The following is a 22,023-nucleotide window of genomic DNA, read 5'->3' as shown; positions in this document are numbered from 1 at the left end:
CGGAGGAGAAAAGACAATGCGAATACTGCAATTCGAACTGGAGACGCGTCCGGTCGCTGCAGGCCGCTGCTTCATCGAGGACACGGTGGTCATCGCCGATGAACTTGTCGCCATCCGTGTAGATGACGTGCTCGATCCCGACTACGCCAGCTCCCTTGCCGACCATCTGGCTCGTGGAATCCACTACGAGCGCGACGAAATCGGCGACACGAAACGTGTAAGCCGTGCAATGCGTCTGGGCGACATGCCGGACAGTCCCATCGCAACGGCCGCCGCGCCCGATATGACTGCGCTCGATGCCCTCGACATGTTCGTTAGCCCGTGGTGGCTGGACCAGCTGAGCCGATGGCTCGGGCAACCTCTCGAGGTGCTGCGGCCCACGACGCCCTACCGTATGGATGTCGGTGACTACGTCGACCCGCACGATGATTGTCCAGCACCCGAGTACCGGCTCTCGGTCGTGTGCAATCTCACGGCGGACTGGACTTCAGGTGACGGCGGGGAAACCGTCGTCGGTCTGGTCGAAGAGGTCGTCGAATACGACGATCCGGACTGGTTCTTTCCCCTGAAGAAATGGACCCTGCGACCCGAAACACGGCAGTTGCGACCGCGATTCAACTCCGCGTTGCTTCTCCCGCTAGCACCCACACGAGCGCATGCTGTCCGGCCGGTCCAACACGGATCCCGCTTCTCGATCACCACGCTGTATGGAGGCATCGAGCGATGACACAACGGCTGATGACCGACGACGAACGCGAGCAATGGGCCGAACAGGGCTATCTGCACATCCGCGGCGCGCTCGCGCCTGCCGAAGTACAAACGCTTCACGCTGCGCTGCTCGACCTGCACAGCAGCGACGCTGCCGTCGATTTTGCCGATGTCTTCGACGCTGGCAACAATCGAGACCTGAGCATCGCGAATGCGCTGCGCTGGTGCCCAGAACTGGATCTGCTGCTCGATCACCCTGGGGTGTTCGGCCGGATTCTCGGGCTCATCGGCCCGTACGTGCAGGTGCTCGGCTCGGAGATCTTCTTCCGATACCCCGCACCCGAGCCTCTCGTGGCCTTCCATACCGACCAAGGCCCGTCGCTCATCCACGCCGCACCCAGCGTCAAGGAAGTGCAGATCAAAGCCCAGTTCTTCCTCACCGAACTCACCAGGCCCGATGCTGGGAACTTCACCGTCGCTCCTGGCTCCCACCAGGCGAACTTTCCGGGCAAGATCGCGTTCGAACAGGTTGCCGAGCCCAGACAGATCCTTGCGCATGCCGGTGACGTGGTGTTGTTCCCGCTCTCACTCGGTCATGGCGTCGCAGCCAACACCAGCGACACCACCCGCATTAGCGTGGTCCTGCGCTACGGCCAACTATTCTGCCGACCCGTCGACTATTGGATAACTCCCGACGTCGATATCCTCGATCGCCAAACGCCGCGCCGCCGCCGGCTACTGGGCGATTTCGGGGCGCGCAGCCGCCCCGGCGACGTCTACGGCGCGATCCCCGATCAACTGGAGCTGATCTACGGCGACGACTGGTCGGATACTGACCAAGCCCGAGCCGACTTCTGCCAGGCACAACAAAGCCTCCATGCCTACGAGACCCTCTAGTCACCGCTGGCGGACCGTTCCGCACGCGATTCCCCGCGCCAACCTCGCAGTCACAGGCCAACAGCTGCCTGAGCACGATGCCGCCGCCGAACACGTCGCCGACCGGACATGATCCCAGCCTGACTAACATGTCCAAGTACCTGCATGTCCATGTACCTGCCACCGGCCCCACTCTGGTGAGCCGGGCTACTCCCACCAACGCAGCGAAGGATGCCCTGTGAAAGTCGACAACAGTCCTGCCCGCGGAATGCGCGATCTGCTCCCCGCAGAGGTCGCCACGCGGGACCATGTGCTGTCGACCATCACAGAGATTTACCGCAGCTACGGCTATCAGCGCATCGAGACTCCCGCCCTGGAGGACATCACCCGCTTGCAGGGGGGCCAGGGCGGCGAGAACGAGAAGCTGATCTACCAGGTCCTGCGTCGCGGCCTGCCCCCCGAAGTCGAACCTCGCAGCATCGTCGCCGATCTGGTCGACCTCGGGCTGCGGTTCGACCTCACAGTGCCGCTGACCCGGTTCTACGGCAACAATCACGCTCAATTGCCCACCCCGTTCCGCGCCCTGCAAGTCGGCCCCGTCTGGCGTGCCGAACGGCCCCAGAAGGGCCGCTACCGCCAGTTCTACCAATGCGACATCGACATGATCGGCGAACCCGGCGTGCTGGCCGAAGCCGAGTTGATCGAAGCCACCACCAGCGCCCTGGCCGCCGTTGGCCTCGACAACGTGACCGTGCGGCTGTCCGACCGCCGGTTCCTCACCGCTGTCGCCGCAGACTCCGGCCTGCCCGAAGCCTGCTGGGACAAGTTCTTCATCGCCTTGGATAAGCTCGACAAGATCAGCTGGGACGGCGTCCGCGCCGAACTCGCCAAGTCAGAGATGCCCGGAGAGGCCGTGGCCGCAGCACTGGACAAGATCGCCGCGCTCCAGGACACCCCGACAGGCAAACTCCTTGACGTGTTGGCCGACGCGCTGCCAAGCGTGCCCCAGCAGTCCCTCGACGACTTCGCTGCCACCACCGCCAGCCTGGACCTCCTCGCGGAAGAACGTTCGCTCGCTTGGCAATTCGACCCCACCCTGGTGCGTGGCATGGGCTACTACACTGGCCAGATCTACGAGATCGCCCACCCCGAGTCGTCCAGCTCGGTCGCTGGTGGCGGACGCTATGACCAGCTGATCGGCCGATCCCTCGGTAAAGACGTACCCGCCTGCGGCTTCTCCATCGGATTCGAACGCATTGTGAACCTACTCGGCCACCAGGCTCGCCACGACGCCCTCGCGATCCTCGTCGAACCCGACGTCCCCGTTGCGGAGGCACTCTCGGCAGCGCGCGAGTTGCGGCACGATAGCCGCACGGTTGAAGTTGTCCGGCGTAGCGGCAAGCTCGGCGCTCAACTGAAGCGCCTGGAGGCGGCCTCTTTTGGATCGTTCGCGATTCTTCAACTGGTAGACGGCGCGGTCGTTCGTAGCGATGAGCGCGAACTGGAGACATCGACCCGTACCTCAAACGATCGACCACAGTAGTCGGTCCGAGTTTGCTCAAAGGGGGCAGGACCTACACCGAGGTCATTCGGAGCCCGAACTTTCGGGCTCGCGCGCCGGAAGTGGCTGCCGCTGCTTTGTTTCGTCGGCAGCTGCAACCGTCCGGCCTGTACCGCAGCCACCAGCTCGTTGAACGACTCCATGCACCAAGACAATTCGGCTGCATCCTGCTCGTGGCGTGCGAGATCGTCCTGCCTGAGCGCGTAGAGGAGGTATTTGCAATCCGGCCAGGGCGCCCTGCTCGGGCGACTGTTTGACTGACCATTTGATCGATCGCAGCAGGCGGCGAGCGTCGTGGACACCCACCGTCGCACGGGGCCGCCTTAGCGGGCGATGGCCGATGTGTCGTAGAGGCCGTAGGCGAGGAGGACATCGGGGCAGTCGGGGTAGTCGCTGATCTCGAGGCTGAGTGAGAGGGGCTGGTCGGTGCCGGGTGTACGAATGTGGATCGGTGTCGGGCGGGGGCGGTCGTAGGTGACTTGCATGGGTGTGGATTCCCAGACGCGGGGGAATTCGGGGGTGGTCCGCAGTTTCCGGAACAGGGATCGTGCGCGGGGGAGGTCGCGGTATCGACCGAGCGTTCCGCGCAGGATGGTGACGGTGTAGCGGGCCTCGTTGTCCCAGTTGTCGATGTGGTCGCGGGCGGCGGGGGAGAACATCCACTGGAAGTAGTTGTTGCCGGCCTCGGCGAGGCTGGGCACCATGCGGTGGAAGATTCGGTTGCCGTGCAGCACGGTTCGGAGGGGGTCGAGGTAGACGGCGAGGACCTGGCGGGTATCGAGGTGGTCGAGGTGGGCTTGGATGCCCAGGAGCATGAGGTGCTGACGTAGTTCCTCGGCGGGTGGCAGGTCGAGGGAGGGGTGCCACAGTTCGTGCAGGTGTCGTCGCTGTGAGGGGTCGAGGTCGAAGGCGTCGGCCAGTTTGGTGAAGATACGAGGGCCGGGGTAGGTCCGATCCCGGACGAGCTGGTGGAGGTAGGAGCTGCTGAAGCCGGCTTGTTGGGCGGCGGACTCGCGGGAGAGGTGATGGTGGTGGCGCAGCCATTCGAGCGAGTCGTGGAAGTCGGGCATCCCGTCGAGTGCCGGGGCTTTGCGCATTTCATCTTTCCCGTCTGTGCGGGGGTAGCGCGTGCGCGATTTCCCCGGCGTGCGAACGACGAGGCGTCTGCTCGGCGTCGTGGTGGCGGTTGGGGGGATTGCTTGTCATTCGGTACTCCTGTTCGGTGGTGAGGGGATTCGGGGCATGCCGTGTGGGGCGAGGGTCGGGTTCCTGGGTCTGTTGTATGGCACTCAGGATTCCTACTAAAAGGCGCTCAGCCTGCCGATCTGGCCAGCCGGGCGTTGGCAGTGGCGATGCCGGTTGCGTCGGCGTTCTCGATGCCTCCGGCTGTGCGCACGTGACCGGACCGCGAGGCCAGGACCGTGCGGGCCTTGTGCCCGTACGGCGCTCATCGGCGGCAACCGGCGCGTTTGTCGGCACGGCGATGCCGGTCGCATTCGTTGGCACGGTGAGCTGCGGTTCATCGGCATTTTCGTGTCGGCTAACACTGTCGGTCAGACCTGGTCCGGGGGTAGGGCTCGCGGTAGCACATGCAGAATCGGACGTCGTGGGAGCTCGAGGCGTAGCCGAGGTGGATGTGTACGGTGTACGGCTCGCCGGTGGTGGGGTCGCGCAGGTGGACGGGTTCCTCGGGGCGGCGGCCGTAAGCGACGGCGTCGCTGGTGTCCCACGCCTCGCGGAAGGTGGCCGCACCGCGCAGGTTGTGGAAGAGGGTGAGGGCGTGCGGGGTTTCGCGGTGGCGTCCGAGGGCGCCGCGCAGGGTCGCGACCAGGTAGGCGGCGGCGCTGTCCCAGTGCACGACGATGGGTTCGGCGGTGGGCGTGGTGGTGCCGGGGTGAAAGAACCACAAGGCGATGTTGTCGCGGAACTGTTGGATGCCGGGCAGGCCTGCAGTGAACCGTTCGTTGGCGAGGACCACATTCCACAGCGGATCGATGTAGGCGGCGGCGATCTCGCGGCGGTCGAGGTAGGTCAGTGTCGCCCGGTTCTCGGGAGTGTCGGTGCGGGTGCGTAGTTCCTCGATCGGCGGCAGAGCGACCGCGGGCCGGGCGAGGTCACGGATGTAGCGTTCCTGCGCGCGATCGAGGTCGTAGGCGGTGACGAGGTGATTCAAAACCACTGGCGAGCACGGGGCATCGCTGTTCTCGATCTTCTTGAGCATCTCCTTGCTGATGTGGAGGCGGTCGGCGGCGCGCGGGCGCGGGAGCTTGCGGCGCTCGCGGATCCGGCGTGCCCAGCAACCGAGGTCGGGTATCTCCGCACACGACGAACTGGTGCGGTCCTGCTGGCGGCGTCGTCGTGGATGGTGCGGGTTCGTCGTCCGGGTCATGTAAAGCCACTCCTACTACGGTCTTCCGTACTCCCTTCCGCTTGGGGTACGTTGAAAGGTTCACTCCCCCGAGTTGATTCGTTCCTACCAGAGGAAGATCATCTCGGCAAATATTATTCTCCGTGAGCTAGCTGATGATTAGCCGAAGGCTTCCGTGTGGCGGTCGCGGACTATTCGCTGCGCTCGCCCGCCGAGGGGGACACGCGTTCGGGAAGTTTCCCTACTGACACTCGCGTTACCCCTTTCACCCGTCGGTGCAGGTCACTATGTGCAGCCGGAGGGGTAATGGTTTTGCTAGCAGAATCCTTACCCCTCGAAGGGGTGGCGCGGCAGCGGTTTTCGGGGCTGTGATGGTGGTGCAACTGCACCTCCTTCGGTAAAGGAATAATTGTGGACCCATACACCATCCTGTCGCTGCTCGACGCAGGCGCATCACTGGTCTCGAATGTGCTCTCAGCCGCCTCGCAGGTATTGAACCTGGTCCTGCCGTTCATCTGATCGGCCGTACCGATCCCCTGATACGGGGAATACGGCAACGGGTCTCCCGGCTGCGGTCGGGCAGCCGGGGCGCCCGGCCTTTCTCGCGCGTTGTCACGCGCATTTACTGATCCTTTTCCTCTCCTTTCTCATTCGATCGAAAGGGTTATTTGTCGTGCCCGAAAACGGGAATGCATCCCTCGCATACGGGGGTCGGCTGCTGTGGGGTGGCCGTGTGTTGGCTGTCGGCGCTGTGCCGGTGGTGATGATGCTGGCCGCGCTGGAAGCCAGTGCGGTGACGCTGGATCCGATCGCCGACCAGCCCGGCGTCACCGCCCCGGTCCAGCCCGGGACCGCCGCCCCCGTCCCGCCCCCGCCACCGGATATACCGCCGCCCGAGCCTCCTGTGTACCTGCAGCAGCCCCCTGAGATCCGCAACGGTCCGGCCGCGCGCCCGGCGCCTCCACCCGCTCCCGCGCCCCCGATCCAAGTGATCGAATTGCACTCACCGGAACCGGTGCCTCCGGTCGCGCCGATCGAGCCGCCGCCGGACACGATCCGGATCGGCCAATGGCAGACACCCTCGCCGGACTGGGTGCCCCCGGAGGTCCGCGACACCATCAACGACGTCGCCGCGAACGCCGAGGCCCAGGCGGCGACGTTCCTGGACTCGGTCGGGATCCCGGCCGGGCGTTCGGACCGGGTGGCCGGTGCCACGATCGCCGGAGCCGGGGCCGGTGGCGCGATCGGCGGCGCGCTGGCGGGTGCACCGGCGGCGGCAGCGGGTGCGGTCGCGGGCGGGCTGGCCGGTGGCACGATCGGCGGTATCGCCGGTGCCGCACTGGGCACCGTGGTGACCGTGCCGGTCATCGGCACGATCACCTCCGGTGTGGCCGGTACCGCGCTGGGCGCGGCAGCGGGCGCTGTCGCGGGCGCGATCGTGGCCGGGCTTCCCGCCGCCGTGGTCGGCGCGCTGGCCGGTGGCACGGTGGGCGCGGGATTCGGTGCCGGAGTGGGGGTTGGCCAGCCGTGACCAGTCTCCGTCTCCTCACCGCCACCGTCCTGGCGGCCTGCACGAGCGCGCTGTGCACGCCTGGTTCCGGGACGGCGCAACCACCCGCGATCGGCGGGCCGGGCTGCCCCGTGCTGTGGGTCCTCGGGGTGCAGGGCACCGGCGAGTCCTCGCTGGGGGCCTCCGAGACCGCCGACACCGGGATGCTGGGCGCGTTGCTCGGCCCGGTGGTGGCCGCTGTCCCGGATTTGGTGCAGCGCACCTACATTCCGTACTCGGCCGCGTTCGGGGGCGCGGTAGGCACCGGTGGCGGCACGGCCCCGTACGCGGCCTCGGTCGGCGAGGGCCTGGCCGCGCTGACCGCGACCGCGGCGAGGATCGCCGCCGACTGCCCGGCCACGGCGCTCGCGGTGGTCGGGTTCTCCCAAGGCGCACAGGTGGTCTCGGAATTCGCCCGTGCTGTCGGCGCGGGCGAGGGACCCGTCCCGCCCGAGCGGGTGGCGGGTATCGCGCTGTACTCCGATCCCGACCGCGCCCCGGGCTCACCGGTGATCCCAGGCCGCCCCGGCCAACTCACTCCCGACCCGGCCCCGGGCACGTCCGGGGCGGCGGTGTCGGGGGTGGCGATCACCACCGCCCCGGCAGCCGGTGGCGGGATCGCCACCAGTTCGGGTGTCGAGTACGGGGCGTTGACCGGCCGGGTGACCGACGTCTGCGTCGAAGGCGACCTCAGCTGTGCGGCACCTGATCGCGCCGCTCTGTTGCGGGTGGCCGCGCAGGTCGCTGCCCAGGCGGATCTGCGTGATCCGGTAGCGGCGCTCGGCTCGCTCCAGGCGCTGCTGTCGGGTGTGCTCGGTGACGCCTGGACCACCGTGGTGAACAGCGACTTCCGAATCGAGCCCGGGATCGTCGATTACGTGCCCGCGGCGAGTTTGGCCGACCGGCTCACCGACGCCTCCGACCCCCGCACTCCACGACCGGGTGCGGATGAGACGGCTGCCGCAATGGCGCGGTGGGGGCAGATCACTGGGGTGGTGGCCTCCGACCCGGTCGGGCAGTTGCCGAAGCTGGCCGGGCAGTTGTCGGCTGCGTGGGGCCAGCTGGTCGGCGACAACGCCGATCTGACGAATCCGGGCGTGTGGCTTCGCTACGCCGACATCCACGGCAGCCACACCGGCTACGCCGCCGCCGGACAACTCGCCAGCGGCATCGCGTGGATGACCGCACTCGCCCACGACCTCGCCGGGAGCCACCAATGACCACCAGCACCAACGACTTCTACAACGTCACGACCCTCGACGGCTACCGCCCCGGAGACCTCGTGCGCACACGGCCGGTGTTCGTCGCGCAGCTGAGCGAGGCGCGGGGGGCGTGGCAGGTCATCTACGCCACGGCCAACGCCCGCTCCGAAACCATCGCGGCCTCGGGAATCGTGCTGATCCCCGAGACCATCGCAACCCCGGGCACGACCGCGATCCTGGTGTACTGCCCGGAGTTTCGCGGCCTGGGCGGTGTCTGCGCGCCGTCGCAACTGCTGGCGATCGGTGCCGAACCCGACACCACCGGTATCGAGGCCGCCCTCGCGCGAGGCTGGGTGGTGGCGATCCCGGACGGGGAGGGCCTGGGCATCACCGGAGGCGGCCCGCACACCTTCCTCGCCGCACGCGCCGGAGCCCGCAGCGTGCTGGACCTCGCGCGAGCGGTCTATCGGGGCGCGGACCTCGGGGTCGCGGTCGCGCCAGTGGTGGCCTGGGGATACGCCGACGGTGGCCGTGTCGCGGCGGTCGCGGGGGAGCTGCAGCCCTGGTACGCCCCCGAGATCGACCTGCGCGGCGTCGCGGCCGGAGCAGTCGCCTCCGACCTCGCGGTCCTGGCCCCGCTGGTCAGCCGGGGCACCCGCACCGGTCTCGCGGGGCTCGCGTTCGCCGGGCTGATCGGCCTGGCTCGCGCCTACGACCAACTGCCCCTGCGGCACGTGCTCAACGAGGACGGTCTCGTCGCTGCCGCCGAGGCCCGCCACCTCACCGTCGTCGAACTACTGGAACGCTTCCCGCAACCTCTCGCGCACTGGTGCCGCGAACCCGACCCGTGGAACGACCACTGGTGGCGTCGAGTCCTCGCCCTGGAGACCCTCGCACACGTGAAATCCGATGTACCCCTGCATCTCTACCACGGGGAACTCGATCTGATCGTGCCCGTCCGCGCTGGACGAAAGGCTTTGATTGCCTACCGGCAGCGCGGCACCCGTGTCGACTGGCGCGAGTACGACGGCGACCACCGCAGCACCGCACACTGCGCGATCTCCGACGTCCTGGCCCGGCTCACCGAGGACATCGCCAACGGCCCCGTGTCTCAGCCGATCTCGGCACCGGCCGAGGCCAGAAGTGAGCCGAGCACGTGATCCACCCCTGACCCTCCGGGAACCCTGCCCGCACCCCGCGACCCCCATTTTCTTCCTCGCGGGGTGCGGGTAGCCCGGAGACAACCCGATCCGAGGCGAGGCGAGATGAATGGCGAGGTACCCCCACACCCCAGATGATGACGAGGACGAAGCCTGGGTCGACCTACCTCAGGCTCTTCCGGACCTGCGGATCGTCGCCGATACCAGCTCCGGCCATGACGTCGACAAGCCCGACGAGTCGCCCCCTCCTGAGGAGTTCTGGCTCAGCCGGATACGCGCCACTCCTGCCACCCCCGACAGCGGCCGGGTACCCCGATGGCGGGTCGACATCGCCGAACGGCTTCCGCGCAGTGCCTGGGCCGCCCTGGCGGCCACTGTCGCCGTCCTGGCCGGTGTCCTGGTGGTCTCGACCGACGACACCGCCGACACCGGCCAGCAGCTACAGGCCACCGCCGCCCCGCCCAGCCCGACCACCACAGCGCAGGGCCCGTGCACCGGGCTCTCGGGTGAGGTGGTCACCGACCGCGCCGGTGACCCCACAACCCTCACGGGGGTGATCGCCTCCTTCGAAGCCGCGTACTACATCGACCGTGATGCGGCCAAAGCGATGCCGCTGCTCGCCCTCGAGACCGGGATCGTCTTCGACAGCCTCGCCGCGGGCATCGCCACCATCCCGCCCGGCACCCGGCACTGCGTGGCGATCACCCCGATCTCCCCGACGACCGCGAACGTCCATATCGCCGAGATTCGCCCGGACCGTACACGGATCGACTACCTCCAGCTGATCAACACCCGCCCCGCCGAAACCGGGGGCGCGTTGGTGATCTCCAACGTCCAGAAGCAGGGATAGGAACCCATCGATGAGGCCGCAGGCGCCGTACCTGATCGCCGTCGCCGGACTGAGCTCGCGCGCCGGGACAACCACGACCACCGTCGCGCTCGCCCACACCTGGCCCGGCCCCGAAACCGCGCTCATCGTGGAAGCCGACCCCGCAGGCGGCCAGCTCGCCGAAATGGTCGGCGCGGACCCGCATCTCGGCCTGGCAAGCCTCGCCCGCCGAAGCGCCGTCGGCCATCCCATCACCCCTGAGCTGCTGGCCCAGCACGTGCAGCATCTGCCCGGCGGGGAGGCGTTCCTGGCCGCGCCTCCCGAATACGACCCCGCCCATCCTGTCCCGGCCGCTGCGCTGCTGACCGATCCGAACCGGGGCTTGCGCGGGCTCGGCGCGACCGTGTTCGCCGATTGCGGTGTCCCCGAACCGGGCTCGCCCGCGCATCCGGTCATCGCCGCCGCCGACGCCGCCCTGTTCGTGGTGCGCGCCGAGCACATCGATCCCGAGCCCGCCGCCGAGCGGCTCCTGGATCTCACCCGGCGTCGACGCCCCCGGGGCATCGTGGTCATCGGCGGCAGCCGCGCCTACATCGACGCGATCGGGTTCCCGGTCGTGGGAGAGTTGCCCGCCTCCCGCGCCGGTGCCCGTGCCCTGCTGACTGGCCGCCGCACACGCCAGCACCTGATCCCGCCCGCTCGCGGCACCATCATCGACGTGGAGATCCAGCTGCGCCGCTACGAACACTCCGGCCAGTTCGACCCACCTCACGCGGCCCCTGCGGCCCGCCAGGACCGCCGCAGACGCCGCGGCGAGGACGGGCCGAGGATCTACAGCATCGACCCCGCCACCGTGCCCACCCCGCGTCCTCGCCTGCGTGCGCCTGTGGTGGTGGACGCCGGTGAGACCATCGCCGCACCGCCTTCTGAGCCTGTGCTCGCTGTCGAGGCCGAGGACGCCGGCCAGCTCGCGGAGGGCGACCTCACCGCGGCGCCTGAGCCGAGCTCACACCCCGAGACCGCCTCCACCGATACTGCGCCGGTGCCGACACCGGTAGGCGGCGCGCCCGCGCTGACGGTGCGGGTATTCGGGCCCACCCGGATCTTCTGGCACGACCCCGGCTCCGGGGAAAGCGTGGAGATCACCACACAGCTGCAGCCGCGTGCTCGCGAACTCGTGGCCGTGCTCGCCCTGCATCCCGAAGGGCTGCCACGACAGCAGCTCATCGAGCTGTTGTGGGGCCAGCGGCCCGGACATCGGGGCGGCAGCGCGCTGGCGAACACGTTGAGCCGCCTACGCGCCGCGCTCAGCACCGCCACCGGCGGGCAGATCACCGACGTACTCGCCGAAGATCGCACCCAGGTCCGGCTCTCGGGCCACCTCGGCGTCGACTACTGGGACTTCAACACGGCGGTAGCGCAACGCCGCCACGCCCGCAGCGACGCCGAGCAGACCGACGCCGCCCGCCGCATCGCGGCCCTGGCGACGAGCGAGCTGGCCAGCGACCTCACCGACACCTGGGTCCAATCCATTCGTGAGTCGGCGCGACGCACCTCGCTGAATGCCTTGAGCTGGCTGGCCACCCGCAACACCGACGACCCTCGCGCGACCCTGGGAATGCTCGAAACCACCGTCGAGAACGACCCGTACAACGAAGCAGTATGGCACGACCTCCTGCGCCTGCACGCCCGCCTCGGCGAAACCGCCGCACTCACCCGCACCTACAGCCTCCTGACCCGGAGACTCGCCGAAATCGGCCAGTCCCCGAGTCAGGAAACCCGACAGCTTCTCGAAACGCTCCGCCGTGCCCAAAAATGAGTCGAATGCGGTCGGATATTACCGCTCGCGTTGATTGTCGATTAGTGTAGAAATCAGTTTTTCCGGCCGTTTACGAAACAATCGTTCGTGCTTTCGTGTCATTCCGCTATTCTTCGATAATTGCTGGAGGGATCGGGTTTCCTGCACCGGGCACTCGTAGCTTTTCTCAAGGATGGAGTCCCTGTCGGCCTGAGTGGCTCGATGAAAAAATTTCCGTGCGATGTTCCATGGTGAGATTCGCTGCATGATTCGGTGCGCGGATTGGAACGACGCACCCCCGCGGCGCGAAACAGCAGGTCATCGGGGAAATATCCGGTCGGATATCGGCGGGGATTGTCTATACACAAAGATGTATAGACATGCTCGGGCGGTTTCTCACGGCCGGTTCGATGCGTCCTCTTGTGTCTGACTACCCGGTCGCCTGCCTCCTCCTCTCACCTCGTTCTCCTTTTTCTATTGATCATTATCTATCCATTCTTCCCGGGCTTTACTGGCCGAGGCGTGGCCTGGCTGTCGAGTGCATGTGCGCGCCGCGTTTCCATATTGCCTAGACGGATTCGCTGTTGTCCGGAAAAATTCCGGAAAATTGAGCCTTTCTCGGGGTTGTGAGGCTGTTCGAGGTCGAGCTAGCGTCGACCAGTTCCCGGAATTCGCCGGGAAATTCGCAGAAATCCGAATGGCGGCCACGCCGCACGTATGCCGAAAACCGGCGCGAATTCGGAACGGAATTGCAGGAGTCGCAATGCCCACCACACCCGCCACCGCCACCGCCACTATCGCTGCACCGGCCGCCGGTCGCCTGCCCAACGGCGAACTCCGCCGCATGGTTGCCGCCGCGCTGGCCGCCGACCCGGCCCGCGAACAGTCCCCGCGTGAGATTGCCAACGGGCTCGGCCGGTCGTCCGGCGCGGTCGGCAACGCGCTGGAATCGCTGACCGCCGCCGGGCACGCCGAACGCACCTCGGCGGCCCCGCGCCGCTACCGCGCCACCGCCACCACGGCCACCGCCGCCGCCCCGACCGCTGCCGCCCCGGCACCGGCCGCGCCTGCCATCCCGGCAGCCCCGGCCGCCAGTAAGGCGGCGAAACCGGCCCGCCGCCGCCCCAAGAAGAACAACACTCCCGCCGCCCCGGCCACTCCTGCCGCCCCGGCGGCACCGGCGCGCACCGGCAACACGGTGGCCCGGCCGAACGGGCAGGACTACCACGTGCGGAAGCTGGCTGGGCGCGCCGATGTCGATGTGTTGCAAACGATGCGCGCGGCCGAGGTGCCGGTGCTGCTGTACGGGCCGCCCGGAACCGGGAAGACCTCGCTCATCGAGGCCGCCTACGGGGACCTGCTGACCGTCCAGGGTGACGGGGACACCACGGTCGCCGATCTGGTCGGCGAGTACACCCAGAACCCGGATGGCACTTTCGTTTTCGTGCACGGCCCGCTGGTCCGGGCCATGCGTGAGGGCCGGGTGCTGTTCATTGATGACGCGACCCTCATCCCGCCGACTGTGCTGTCGGTGGTGTACCCGGCCATGGACGGCCGCAAGGAGATCGTGATCAAAGCCCACGGCGGCGAGGTGGTCAAAGCCGCGCCCGGGTTCTTCGTGGTGGCCGGGCACAACCCGGGGGTGCACGGGGCGATCCTGTCCGATGCGTTGGCGAGCCGGTTCGCGTTCCAGGTGCAGGTGGGCAGCGACTACGACCTCGCCGCCCAGCTCGGGGTGGAACGGCGGGCGGTGAAGGTGGCGCGGGAGCTGGCCGCCCGGCAGGAAAAGGGCGAGGTCGGGTGGGCGCCCCAGCTGCGCGAGCTGCTGGCGTTCCGCAAGATTGCCGCCGCCACCGACTCCGCCACGGCCGCCGCCAATTTGATCGGGGCCGCGCCCGAGGACGACCGGGCCATCGTGGCCGCCGTGGTGCGCAGCGTGTACGGCGCCAACCACGTCCCGCTGGCCCTCGGCCCTCGCATCTGACCACCCACCCCGCCTACGAAAGGTATTGCCCCCATGACCGGCCACGTGATCACCGCCCCCGCTACCCCGGGCACCGGCACCGCTTCCGCCCCGGCCGCCGGGGCGGGGGCGGCCCCCGCCGCGCCTGCCACCCCCGCCCCGGCGTCGGTGCCGGTGACCGGGGGATGGGCCACCCTTTCCGCTGCGATGACCGCCGAGGTTCCGCCGATCGCCGACCGTGACGATTTGACCGTGAGCATCGCCCCCGGTGCCGCGTTCGGGAACCCGGCGGTGTTCGTGCCGGGGCTCGCGGCCATCGAACTCGACGGTTCCCGCCTCAAGATCGACCCCGCCACCGCCCACCCCGAACGCAACAGCGACCGCAACCGCTACCCGGCGGTGTGGGGCGCGTTGGTGCACGAGTGCGCGCATGCCAAACATTCGGCGTGGAACCCGCCGCCGGTGGCGCACCCGGGGGTGGTCGAGGCCGCGATGCTGCTCGAGGAATCACGGATCGAGGCCGCCCAGGTCCGCCGCCGCCCCGACGACCGGCACTGGTTGCGCGCCAGCACCACCGAGATCGTGATCGGGGACAACGGCGGCGCGATCGCCGCCGCCCAGATCCCCCCAACCCGCTACAACGCGGCCCGCAACGCCGCGCTCATCCTGGCCCGCCTCGACGGCGGCATCCTGGAGGCGGCCGAGGTCGCGCCCGCCGCCACCGCGATCGAGGCCATCCTCGGCACCGACACCCTCGACCAGTTGCGCGCCATCTGGCGCGAGGCCCACACCGTGGCCGACACCGACGCCGCCGCCATGCTCGAGCTCGGGCAACGCTGGCTCGATATCGTCGGCCCCGACCCCCACACCGATCCGGTGCCGTCCTCGCCGCTGGGGGCCGCGATCGGCGACACCGTGACCAACATAGGCAACGCGGTCGCCGCCTCGCCGGTGGACCCCGACCCGGCTGAGGTCGCCGCCGCCGCGCGGAAGGCTGCCGAACGCGCCGCGAAAGACGCTGCAAGGCAAGCGCGGACGGTGTTCGGTGACGGGTCGGGTCGGGGTCGGACGGCAAGCACGCGCCGGACACGCACCGCCCGCCCGGAGGAGCACACCGCCGCGCGGGTGCTGGCCCGCGCCCTCAACACCGCCGCCACCCGCGAACGGGCCACGGTGAAAACGACCTCCGCGCTGCCGCCGGGTCGGTTGCGGATGCGCGGCGCGCTGGCCCGGGAGGCCCAACGCGCCGCCGGGGCGATTCCGACCGCCGAGCCGTTCACCCGCACCACCCGCAAAACCCCTCCGGTGCCGCCGTTGCGAGTCGGTGTCGCGTGTGACGTGTCCTCCTCGATGGGCAGCTACGCCGCCCCAGCGGCCTCGGCCGCATGGATCATCGCCCGCGCGGCCGAGCTGGCTACCATGCCCGCCCAGACCGCGACCGTGACGTTCGGGGCCTCGGTCAAACCGATCACCTACCCGGGCACCGCCCCGGCGCGGGTTACCGAATTCAGTTGCCCGGACTACCTCCACGCCATCGATACCGCTGTCGAGGCCCTCGACGGTGCCCTCGACCTGGCCCGGCCCGGCGCGACCCGGCTGTTGGTGATCATCTCCGACGGCCAATACCAAGGCCGCAACCGTAACCGTGCCCAGGCGCGCGTGAACGCGCTGCGCGCGGCCGGATGCGCGGTGCTGTGGCTGGCACCGGCCGACAGCGAGCCGGAGCCGCTGGACGGGGTGACCCTGCACTTGGTTACCGACCCGGCTGCCACCGCCGCCGCGATCGGCCGCGCCGCCACCGCCGCCGTACGCGCCGCCTAGTCCCCGGGTGCCCCGGGCGCGCACCGCGCCCGGGGCACCCGGACAGGGCCGCCACCGGGCCACCGGCGCGGTCCAACCACCACCAACCCTCACCCCGCCCCGACCGGGGCGGCAACGACAGGAGGCAACCATGACCGACCCCGCGATCCCGACCACCGCCGCCCTCGAGCCGATCTACGTGATCGCCAACGCCATCACCGGCGATCAATTCATCATCTACGCCCCCGGCCCCCACGGCGAGCGCGGCATGTACACCGTGGCGCACGTGACCGGCGGTACGGGCGGCTATGCCGCCCCGCGTATTCACCTCGTGCACCCCGACGACATCGCCGCCTACGCCACCGGTGCCGCCGACCTGATGCGCCGGAGCGGGCGCGGGCACGGGGCGAGTGTGTGGCTCGACCGCACCACCGGCCCCCTGCGCGAGCGCCTCACTCGATGAACCCGCCAGCGACACAACCGACCTCAACTCAGCCCACGAACAGGAAACCCTCATGCGCCTGATGAAGAACACCCAAGGTCACGACGAGGGCGGCGTGATCAAACCCGGAGCCAAACTCGGTGGCAACGCGGTAGCGGCGCGACCCGCAACCGGCCGCGTGCTCCGGAGTGTGTCCTCGTCCGCTGCGGCACCGCGGCGAGGTCGCCGGCGTGAGTCACCTGGTCTCGCGCAAATGAATAATGACAGGTCGAATTCCTCTCGTGCCGTTCGCATTCCAGAAATGGAAGAGAGGAATCCGGGGCCGGAACTATTTCCACATTCCGCTTGACATCACACGCCCTATCGAGCGGTCATGGAACCGGAAACGGCACCGACCCGGCGGGGAAATCGCCCCGATCGGTGCGCATTCCGTCCCACCGGGACATCACCGAATTCACGAAACCCAATGTTGGAAGGAACCCCCATGTCGAAAAGGGAGAACGCCGCCGTGGCCACGGAAACGGACGCACCCGCCCCGGAACACGGCACGCGGTCGGGTGGCGTGCCGGTGCTGTCCCGCGACAGCAACCATGCGTTGTGGGCGGCGCTGCGGGCCCACCCCGACAGCACCACCGCCGCGCTGGCCGACATCGCCGGGATCGGGGTGTCCACCGCGCGGCGTCTGTTGGCCCAGTGGGAAACCGCCGGGAGTGCACAGTCGCACACCGACCCCGAATCGCCTCGGGCCGCCAAGACCTGGACCCAGGGCGCGGGCGCACCCGCTGCCATCGAACCGGACCCGGCCCCCGCCGCGCCCGCCGACCCGTGCCCGGCCGAACCGGGCACGCCGGAACCGTTTTCGCCCGAGACACTCACAGCGGCCGAACCGGACCTCGACACCGCCGGGCCCGCAACCGAACCCGCCACCGTGTCGGCGGCGGAGGTGCCCGCGCTGCACAGCGCCGAAGCACGCGCGCTGTGGGAGGCCCTGGAAACCCACCCCGGCAGTACCACCGCCGAGCTGGCGGAACTCGCAGCCATCGAGACCATTCCGGCACGGCATCTGCTGACGGAATGGGAACTCGCCGGGGCAGTGTGGGCGGTCACCGACCCGGGCAAGGGCGGGGAGACCTGGACCGCCGGAGCGAAACCCGAACAGGCCCCGGCCGCGCCCGAGCCCGCCGTACCCGAACCGGCGGCCACCGCACCGGCCGAACCGGCGACCCCGGAATCCATCGCGGCCGAACCCACCGCGCCCGAACCGGCCACCCCCGCCGAGCAGGCGGCCCCGGCCGACCCCGCCCCCGACACCACCCCAGAGACGGCGGTAGCTGCCCCCACGGGCGACGATCCCGCCACCCCGGCCCCGGTACCCCCGGCGGCGGCCGACGACGGCGCTGCGGCGGACCCGGAGTCAACGGTGGAACGCCTGCCCGCCGGTGCCCTGCGGGGACAGGTCGAGGACCACTTGCGCGAAAACCCCGGAAAGGAGTTCACCCCACACCAGATCGGCAAAGCCCTGGCCCGGTCCAGCGGCGCGGTCCACAACGCCCTGGTCACCCTGACCAAACACGGGACCGCGCGCCAGACCAGCACGGCCCCAAAGAAGTTCACCCTCGCGTCCTGACAACGGGCGATGCCGGAATCCCCGGAGCGCGTATCTCCGGGGAGTCCGACACCGCCCTCTCAATCTAACCTCTGAGAAAGGTGTTCGACTATGTACTCCACCCCAACCCCCAAGGTCCTCGCCTCGGCCCTGTACCGCGTGTACGCCGATTCCAGCCACGCTCCCGACAGCCTGGAGCTGTGGATCGCCATCGCGGACACGGCCATGCGTGAGCTGGAAATGCCGGTGCTGGCCTCGCTGGTGCCGTGGGTGCCGATCGCGTTGCGCTACGAGAAGGTGACGACCGACGGCGAGTTCTTCCCGCACACCGGTGCGGTGCGGATCATGACCGGCCCGCTGACCGGCACCCTGTACCGCGACCTCGACACCGCCGCCCGCGAGGTGGTCGTGGCCACCCTGAACGAGCTGATCGACCAGGGCGCCACCAGCGACGACGACGGCGGCGACAGCGGCGGCGATGAGCAGATCGACGCCGCGCCCACGCCGTTGCCGTCGTGGCGGTTCCGCGACAAGGGTGCCCCGCCCGCGTTCACCCCGCGCGCAGTGCCGCCGCTCTTTTCCTGACGCGCCTACCCGCTGAAACGGCCCGTGGTGCCGAGCAATCGCTCGGCACCACGGGCCGTTTCCTGTGCGCCGTGCAGGACGGCGCGCGGGCTACTTGCTGCGGTCGATGGCCGATTCGATCCAGCGGGTCAGCACGGGGGCGGCGCTGTTCGCTAGTGGCGTCGAACGCGCCGTGTGGCCGTCCTAGACGGCCGGAACGGCGGTGCGCGCGCCGGTGTGGTGCCCGTTCTGTACCCGTCACGGCTGTGGTGGCGGTATGCCGGGGGTCTGGGCGGGAACATGGTGCTGGTGAACGCAACGGCGTTGTTCGAGAGGAGATCGGCGACGATGCGGGAGGTGTCGAGTCCGGGCAGGACGCCGAGACGATTCAGTGCAAGCCCGGGTGTGCCTGGCTTGCGCTATTCGTCGTCGTAGTCGTCAAATTCGTCGTAGTCGTCACCGGTGTTGCGGGTGGCGGCGCGGCGCGGTCGGCGAAGCCCGACACAGCCGTCGCGGAAGAGGGGTCGCGGTCGGCCGCCGCACCGATCCGGGTGGCTGAGTACCTCGGTCAGGGGAGGTGTCCGCGGCGAGGTCGCCGGCCTGAGGCCGCGGCCTCAGGCCGCGCTGATGGTAAGCCTGATACGAGGCGTGACACGGTGGGTAGTCGCCGTTCTTGGTGAAGACCTCGTCAGCCACTGACCAAGGATGCGCTCAGCAGACGAGGTGCCGCCAGCCTGCCGAACGCTGGAGTAGGACCTGCGTCCGCTTACCGTTCCGCGTTTCGTAGAGCGAGTGATTGAGGAAGGGATGAGCCGGATCCCTGTCACCCAGGGGCACACCCCACTGGTGTGCCCCTGGGAAGAACTCCCACTTTCCGTCAGGATCGATCCGCCAGGCATAACGCACGACAGTTTCGCCGGTCTGGGTCGGGATGCCCAGCAGCAGGTGGGTCGGCAGTGACTCGGAATCGCGTAGCCATCCCACCACTCGGTCGACGGAGAAGTTCCAATATCGGCGGGCGCGTTCCCTGGCATCGATATCGTCCCAGGGGTCATCCGGGTCCCAACCCTGCCGGACGGTCAGAGGCTCATCGGTCATCTCGAGTATGTTCACTCGTGCGGCGAGTCCCTCGAGTTGATGCGGGACCGTGACCTTGCGCAGTAGCCGATGGGCATGAGCGGTGAGGTCTTCGCGAGTTCCCTTGACGAGGATCACCGAGGTCGGTCCGGCACCTTCGATGTCGAGTTGTCGCGTCCCGATGTCCACCTCGTCCTTGCGCAGCCGCGCCTCCCACTCGGAGATGCCGCCCAGGTCGCTCTCGCCGACTCGACGCACGCCCTGGTGGTGGCCTGGAATCGCGTTGGTGAGTACGGACTTGTCTGTGCGCCTCAATAATCCGTCGACCAGCGTCATGGCGAGTTGTTCGGCATTGAAGGCATCGTCCTCGTTGTGGATTCCCTCGGCCAGATACAGGATCTGCACCTGCTCGCCCCGGTCGAGAATCTGGTGAATCCGGTGTGCCTTCGAATCGAGTCGCTCATGGAGCCGCTCTTCCTCGAGAAGCGCGCTCCGGACATCCTTCGCGTGCTGGTGAGGCCGAGTCGTCCGGCCTTTCCCGACATAGAAGATGCTTCGAAGATCGTCCTTCGTCTCTCGATACACCTTGGGATCCAACAAGGCGTAGATGAAGTACGGACCGTTCGGCGTCAATCGACCACCCACGTGGCCTCCTCCCCGTGGTTCTCCTGCCCGAAGGGCCATCGGACGAACAGTACAACTCATCGCGACCAGGCGGAAACCTTGTCGTACACCGCGACCACCTCACCGGCCAGACGGGTCCAGCGTGTCTACGACCCGACTCTTGGTGACAACTACAACTCACAAACAGTGACGACCACGACCTGTAAGGCCCGACCGGACCTAAGGCCAGCTCCCCCGGCCGGTGACAACCTGTCGTTACATGCTGATAGTCCGACCACTGGTTTCCGCCTCTGATGCTTCCTGGGGGTGTCCGCAGCTCGTCTCCGACCTCTGCATTCCGCGCTGCGTGAGCGTCTTGCCCATCTGCAACTTGCTGGGCATCGAAAAGGCTGGTGCTGCTGAATATTCCGCTCAGCGCCACCAGCCGTTTCCTGTGACGTACGGGCTACTTGCTGCGGTCGATGGCCTGTTCGATCCAGTCGGTCAGGACGGGGGCGGTCGGGTTGTAGCCGGTGGCGTCGAACGTGGCCGTGTGGTCATCCTGGGCGGCCGGAACGGCGGTGCCCGTGCCGGTGGCGCTGCCCGCTGTGCCCGTTTCGGCCGTCGAGGCGGTGTAGGTGTTGGTCAGGGTGGGGAACTGCTGGCCGGTGAACGCGGCGGCGGTGGCAGAGACGAGATCGGCGGCGACCGGTGCCAGACCGGTCAGCGCCAACACCGCCGCCACCGGGTCACCACCGGCGAGGGATTCCACGGCGGTCCAGGCGATCTCCTGAGCGCGGCCGACATCGGTGGCAATGCGGGAAATGTCGAGTCCGGCCAGGACACCGACGATTTCAGCGGCGATCGTCGCGACACCGGTCGTGTCCAGCGGCGCGGCCAACGCCAGCGCACGCGCCACCAGCCGCAGGTCGAGTCCATCGGCCAGCTCGACCAGCGGGGCGAACTGGTTGTTCAGGTCCCCCGAGACGCGGTGCACGCCGCGCACGTCGGCGGCGGTGATCAGGCCGGGCAGCTGTGCGAGGTCGGCCACGATCGCGGGCACATTCGCGGTGAAGCTGGTGAGCCCGCGCAGGACGGTGACGACCTGGGCGAGGACCTGGGATGCACTGATCTGCCCGGTCGAGGCCGACCCGAAGCTGGTGATCGGTGTGCTTGTCGTGGTGGCGCGGGCTTTCGCTGTGGTAGTGGGCAAGGCGGTGCTGGTCGGGGCCGGGGTGGAGGCGGCCGAGGCGGCGGTGGTGAGGGCGCGGCTCACCGCGGCGAGGACCGGAGACGACTCGGCGGTGGTCGAGCAGTAGCTGTCGCCCTCGAGGCAGAGCGTGCGGACCCGGTCGCTCAGCACGCCGAAGCCCTGCGAGCGTGGCCCGGTGACACCCTGCCCGGAGACCGGGGTGCCGAGCTGAGTGGTGGTGGCGTCGCGGCGCGGATCGGCGACGAGTGCCACGGCCAGGACACGGGAGGCTGGGATCGGGCCTCCCTTATTGCCGAGGGTGGTGGCGAGGTCGCCGGTGACCTCGGCGCCCTGGCCGTAGCCGGCCAAAACGACTCGCGTGTCCGAGCACAGCCCCGACACCGCCGCGGTGAGGTCGGCTCCGCTCACCGATCCCGTACCAGGGGAGGGCGCGAGCGTGCGGATCTCGATGTCGCTGCCGTAGCGGGCGGTCAAGGACTCCCCGAGCAGGGTGAGGATGCCGGGTGCCGACCCTCCGGTGGTGGTGGGGTTTGTCTCGTAGGTGCCCGGTGCCAGCAGTGCGGTCCAGCGTGGGCACGGGGTACCGGCGCGGTCGGGTGTGGGTTCTGCGGCGGCGACACCGGCCGTCACGGTGGTCGCGGCGATAGCCGCGCACAGCGCCGCGCGGGCGGTGCGGCGGAGGCGGGAGTTGTTGTGGTGCAACG

At 68.7% G+C, this 22,023-nt stretch carries 17 protein-coding genes; 13 read left to right on the top strand and 4 right to left on the bottom strand.

Annotated elements, in window-relative coordinates; genetic code table 11:
- The first annotated feature begins 85 nt into the window (after positions 1-85).
- The 3 genes from K8O92_30120 to hisS all read left to right on the top strand — a co-directional run bounded on the left by K8O92_30120 (position 86) and on the right by hisS (position 3,127).
- Positions 86-727 (top strand): 2OG-Fe(II) oxygenase, encoded by a 642-nt coding sequence (locus tag K8O92_30120; GenBank protein UAK31942.1) that lies wholly within the window; start codon positions 86-88, stop codon positions 725-727.
- A gap of 11 nt (positions 728-738) precedes the next feature.
- Positions 739-1,605 (top strand): phytanoyl-CoA dioxygenase family protein, encoded by an 867-nt coding sequence (locus K8O92_30115; GenBank protein ID UAK31941.1) that lies wholly within the window; start codon positions 739-741, stop codon positions 1,603-1,605.
- Positions 1,606-1,822: 217 nt separating this feature from the next.
- Positions 1,823-3,127, top strand: coding sequence for a histidine--tRNA ligase (gene hisS, locus K8O92_30110; GenBank protein UAK31940.1), 1,305 nt, complete (start codon positions 1,823-1,825; stop codon positions 3,125-3,127).
- A 341-nt stretch (positions 3,128-3,468) separates the two neighbouring features.
- On the opposite strand, the gene K8O92_30105 is transcribed toward hisS, so the two are convergent.
- Both K8O92_30105 and K8O92_30100 read right to left on the bottom strand, forming a co-directional pair.
- Positions 3,469-4,242, bottom strand: coding sequence for a helix-turn-helix domain-containing protein (locus tag K8O92_30105; GenBank protein ID UAK31939.1), 774 nt, complete (start codon positions 4,240-4,242; stop codon positions 3,469-3,471).
- Positions 4,243-4,685: 443 nt separating this feature from the next.
- Positions 4,686-5,534 carry a helix-turn-helix domain-containing protein gene (locus K8O92_30100; protein UAK31938.1) on the bottom strand — a complete coding sequence of 283 codons (849 nt, stop codon included), beginning with the start codon at positions 5,532-5,534 and terminating at the stop codon, positions 4,686-4,688.
- Between the two features lie 715 nt (positions 5,535-6,249).
- On the opposite strand from K8O92_30100, the gene K8O92_30095 reads away from it, so the two are divergent.
- The 10 genes from K8O92_30095 to K8O92_30050 all read left to right on the top strand — a co-directional run bounded on the left by K8O92_30095 (position 6,250) and on the right by K8O92_30050 (position 18,447).
- Positions 6,250-7,044 (top strand): hypothetical protein, encoded by a 795-nt coding sequence (locus tag K8O92_30095; GenBank protein ID UAK31937.1) that lies wholly within the window; start codon positions 6,250-6,252, stop codon positions 7,042-7,044.
- Positions 7,041-8,282, top strand: a complete 1,242-nt coding sequence (locus K8O92_30090; GenBank protein UAK31936.1) for a cutinase family protein — start codon at positions 7,041-7,043, stop codon at positions 8,280-8,282. The genes K8O92_30095 and K8O92_30090 overlap by 4 nt, the downstream gene beginning before the upstream one ends.
- Positions 8,279-9,424, top strand: a complete 1,146-nt coding sequence (locus K8O92_30085) for a lipase family protein (protein ID UAK31935.1) — start codon at positions 8,279-8,281, stop codon at positions 9,422-9,424. The genes K8O92_30090 and K8O92_30085 overlap by 4 nt, the downstream gene beginning before the upstream one ends.
- A gap of 109 nt (positions 9,425-9,533) precedes the next feature.
- Positions 9,534-10,274 (top strand): hypothetical protein, encoded by a 741-nt coding sequence (locus K8O92_30080; protein UAK31934.1) that lies wholly within the window; start codon positions 9,534-9,536, stop codon positions 10,272-10,274.
- 10 nt (positions 10,275-10,284) lie between these two features.
- Entirely contained in the window at positions 10,285-12,072 is a 1,788-nt protein-coding gene (locus tag K8O92_30075; GenBank protein UAK31933.1) for a hypothetical protein, read from the top strand.
- A gap of 742 nt (positions 12,073-12,814) precedes the next feature.
- The gene (locus K8O92_30070; protein ID UAK31932.1) at positions 12,815-14,035 is read left to right on the top strand and encodes an AAA family ATPase; all 1,221 of its coding nucleotides are present in this window, start codon (positions 12,815-12,817) and stop codon (positions 14,033-14,035) included.
- 186 nt (positions 14,036-14,221) lie between these two features.
- Positions 14,222-15,835 (top strand): VWA domain-containing protein, encoded by a 1,614-nt coding sequence (locus K8O92_30065; protein ID UAK36026.1) that lies wholly within the window; start codon positions 14,222-14,224, stop codon positions 15,833-15,835.
- A 130-nt stretch (positions 15,836-15,965) separates the two neighbouring features.
- Positions 15,966-16,277 (top strand): hypothetical protein, encoded by a 312-nt coding sequence (locus K8O92_30060; protein ID UAK31931.1) that lies wholly within the window; start codon positions 15,966-15,968, stop codon positions 16,275-16,277.
- 463 nt (positions 16,278-16,740) lie between these two features.
- Entirely contained in the window at positions 16,741-17,883 is a 1,143-nt protein-coding gene (locus K8O92_30055; GenBank protein ID UAK31930.1) for a hypothetical protein, read from the top strand.
- A 90-nt stretch (positions 17,884-17,973) separates the two neighbouring features.
- Entirely contained in the window at positions 17,974-18,447 is a 474-nt protein-coding gene (locus K8O92_30050; protein ID UAK31929.1) for a hypothetical protein, read from the top strand.
- Positions 18,448-19,137: 690 nt separating this feature from the next.
- Here the strand turns inward: K8O92_30050 and K8O92_30045 are convergent.
- Positions 19,138-20,148: a GIY-YIG nuclease family protein gene (locus tag K8O92_30045; GenBank protein UAK31928.1), complete on the bottom strand. Its 1,011-nt coding sequence runs from the start codon at positions 20,146-20,148 to the stop codon at positions 19,138-19,140.
- A gap of 424 nt (positions 20,149-20,572) precedes the next feature.
- Complete coding sequence (locus tag K8O92_30040) at positions 20,573-22,021, bottom strand: cutinase family protein (protein ID UAK31927.1); 1,449 nt, start codon at positions 22,019-22,021, stop codon at positions 20,573-20,575.
- Positions 22,022-22,023 lie beyond the last annotated feature (2 nt).

It is taken from the genome of Nocardia asteroides, assembly GCA_019930625.1.
Taxonomy (GTDB): domain Bacteria; phylum Actinomycetota; class Actinomycetes; order Mycobacteriales; family Mycobacteriaceae; genus Nocardia; species Nocardia sputi.
The sequence above is the reverse complement of the archived record's forward strand: the minus strand, read 5'-3'. Positions and strand labels throughout refer to the sequence as shown.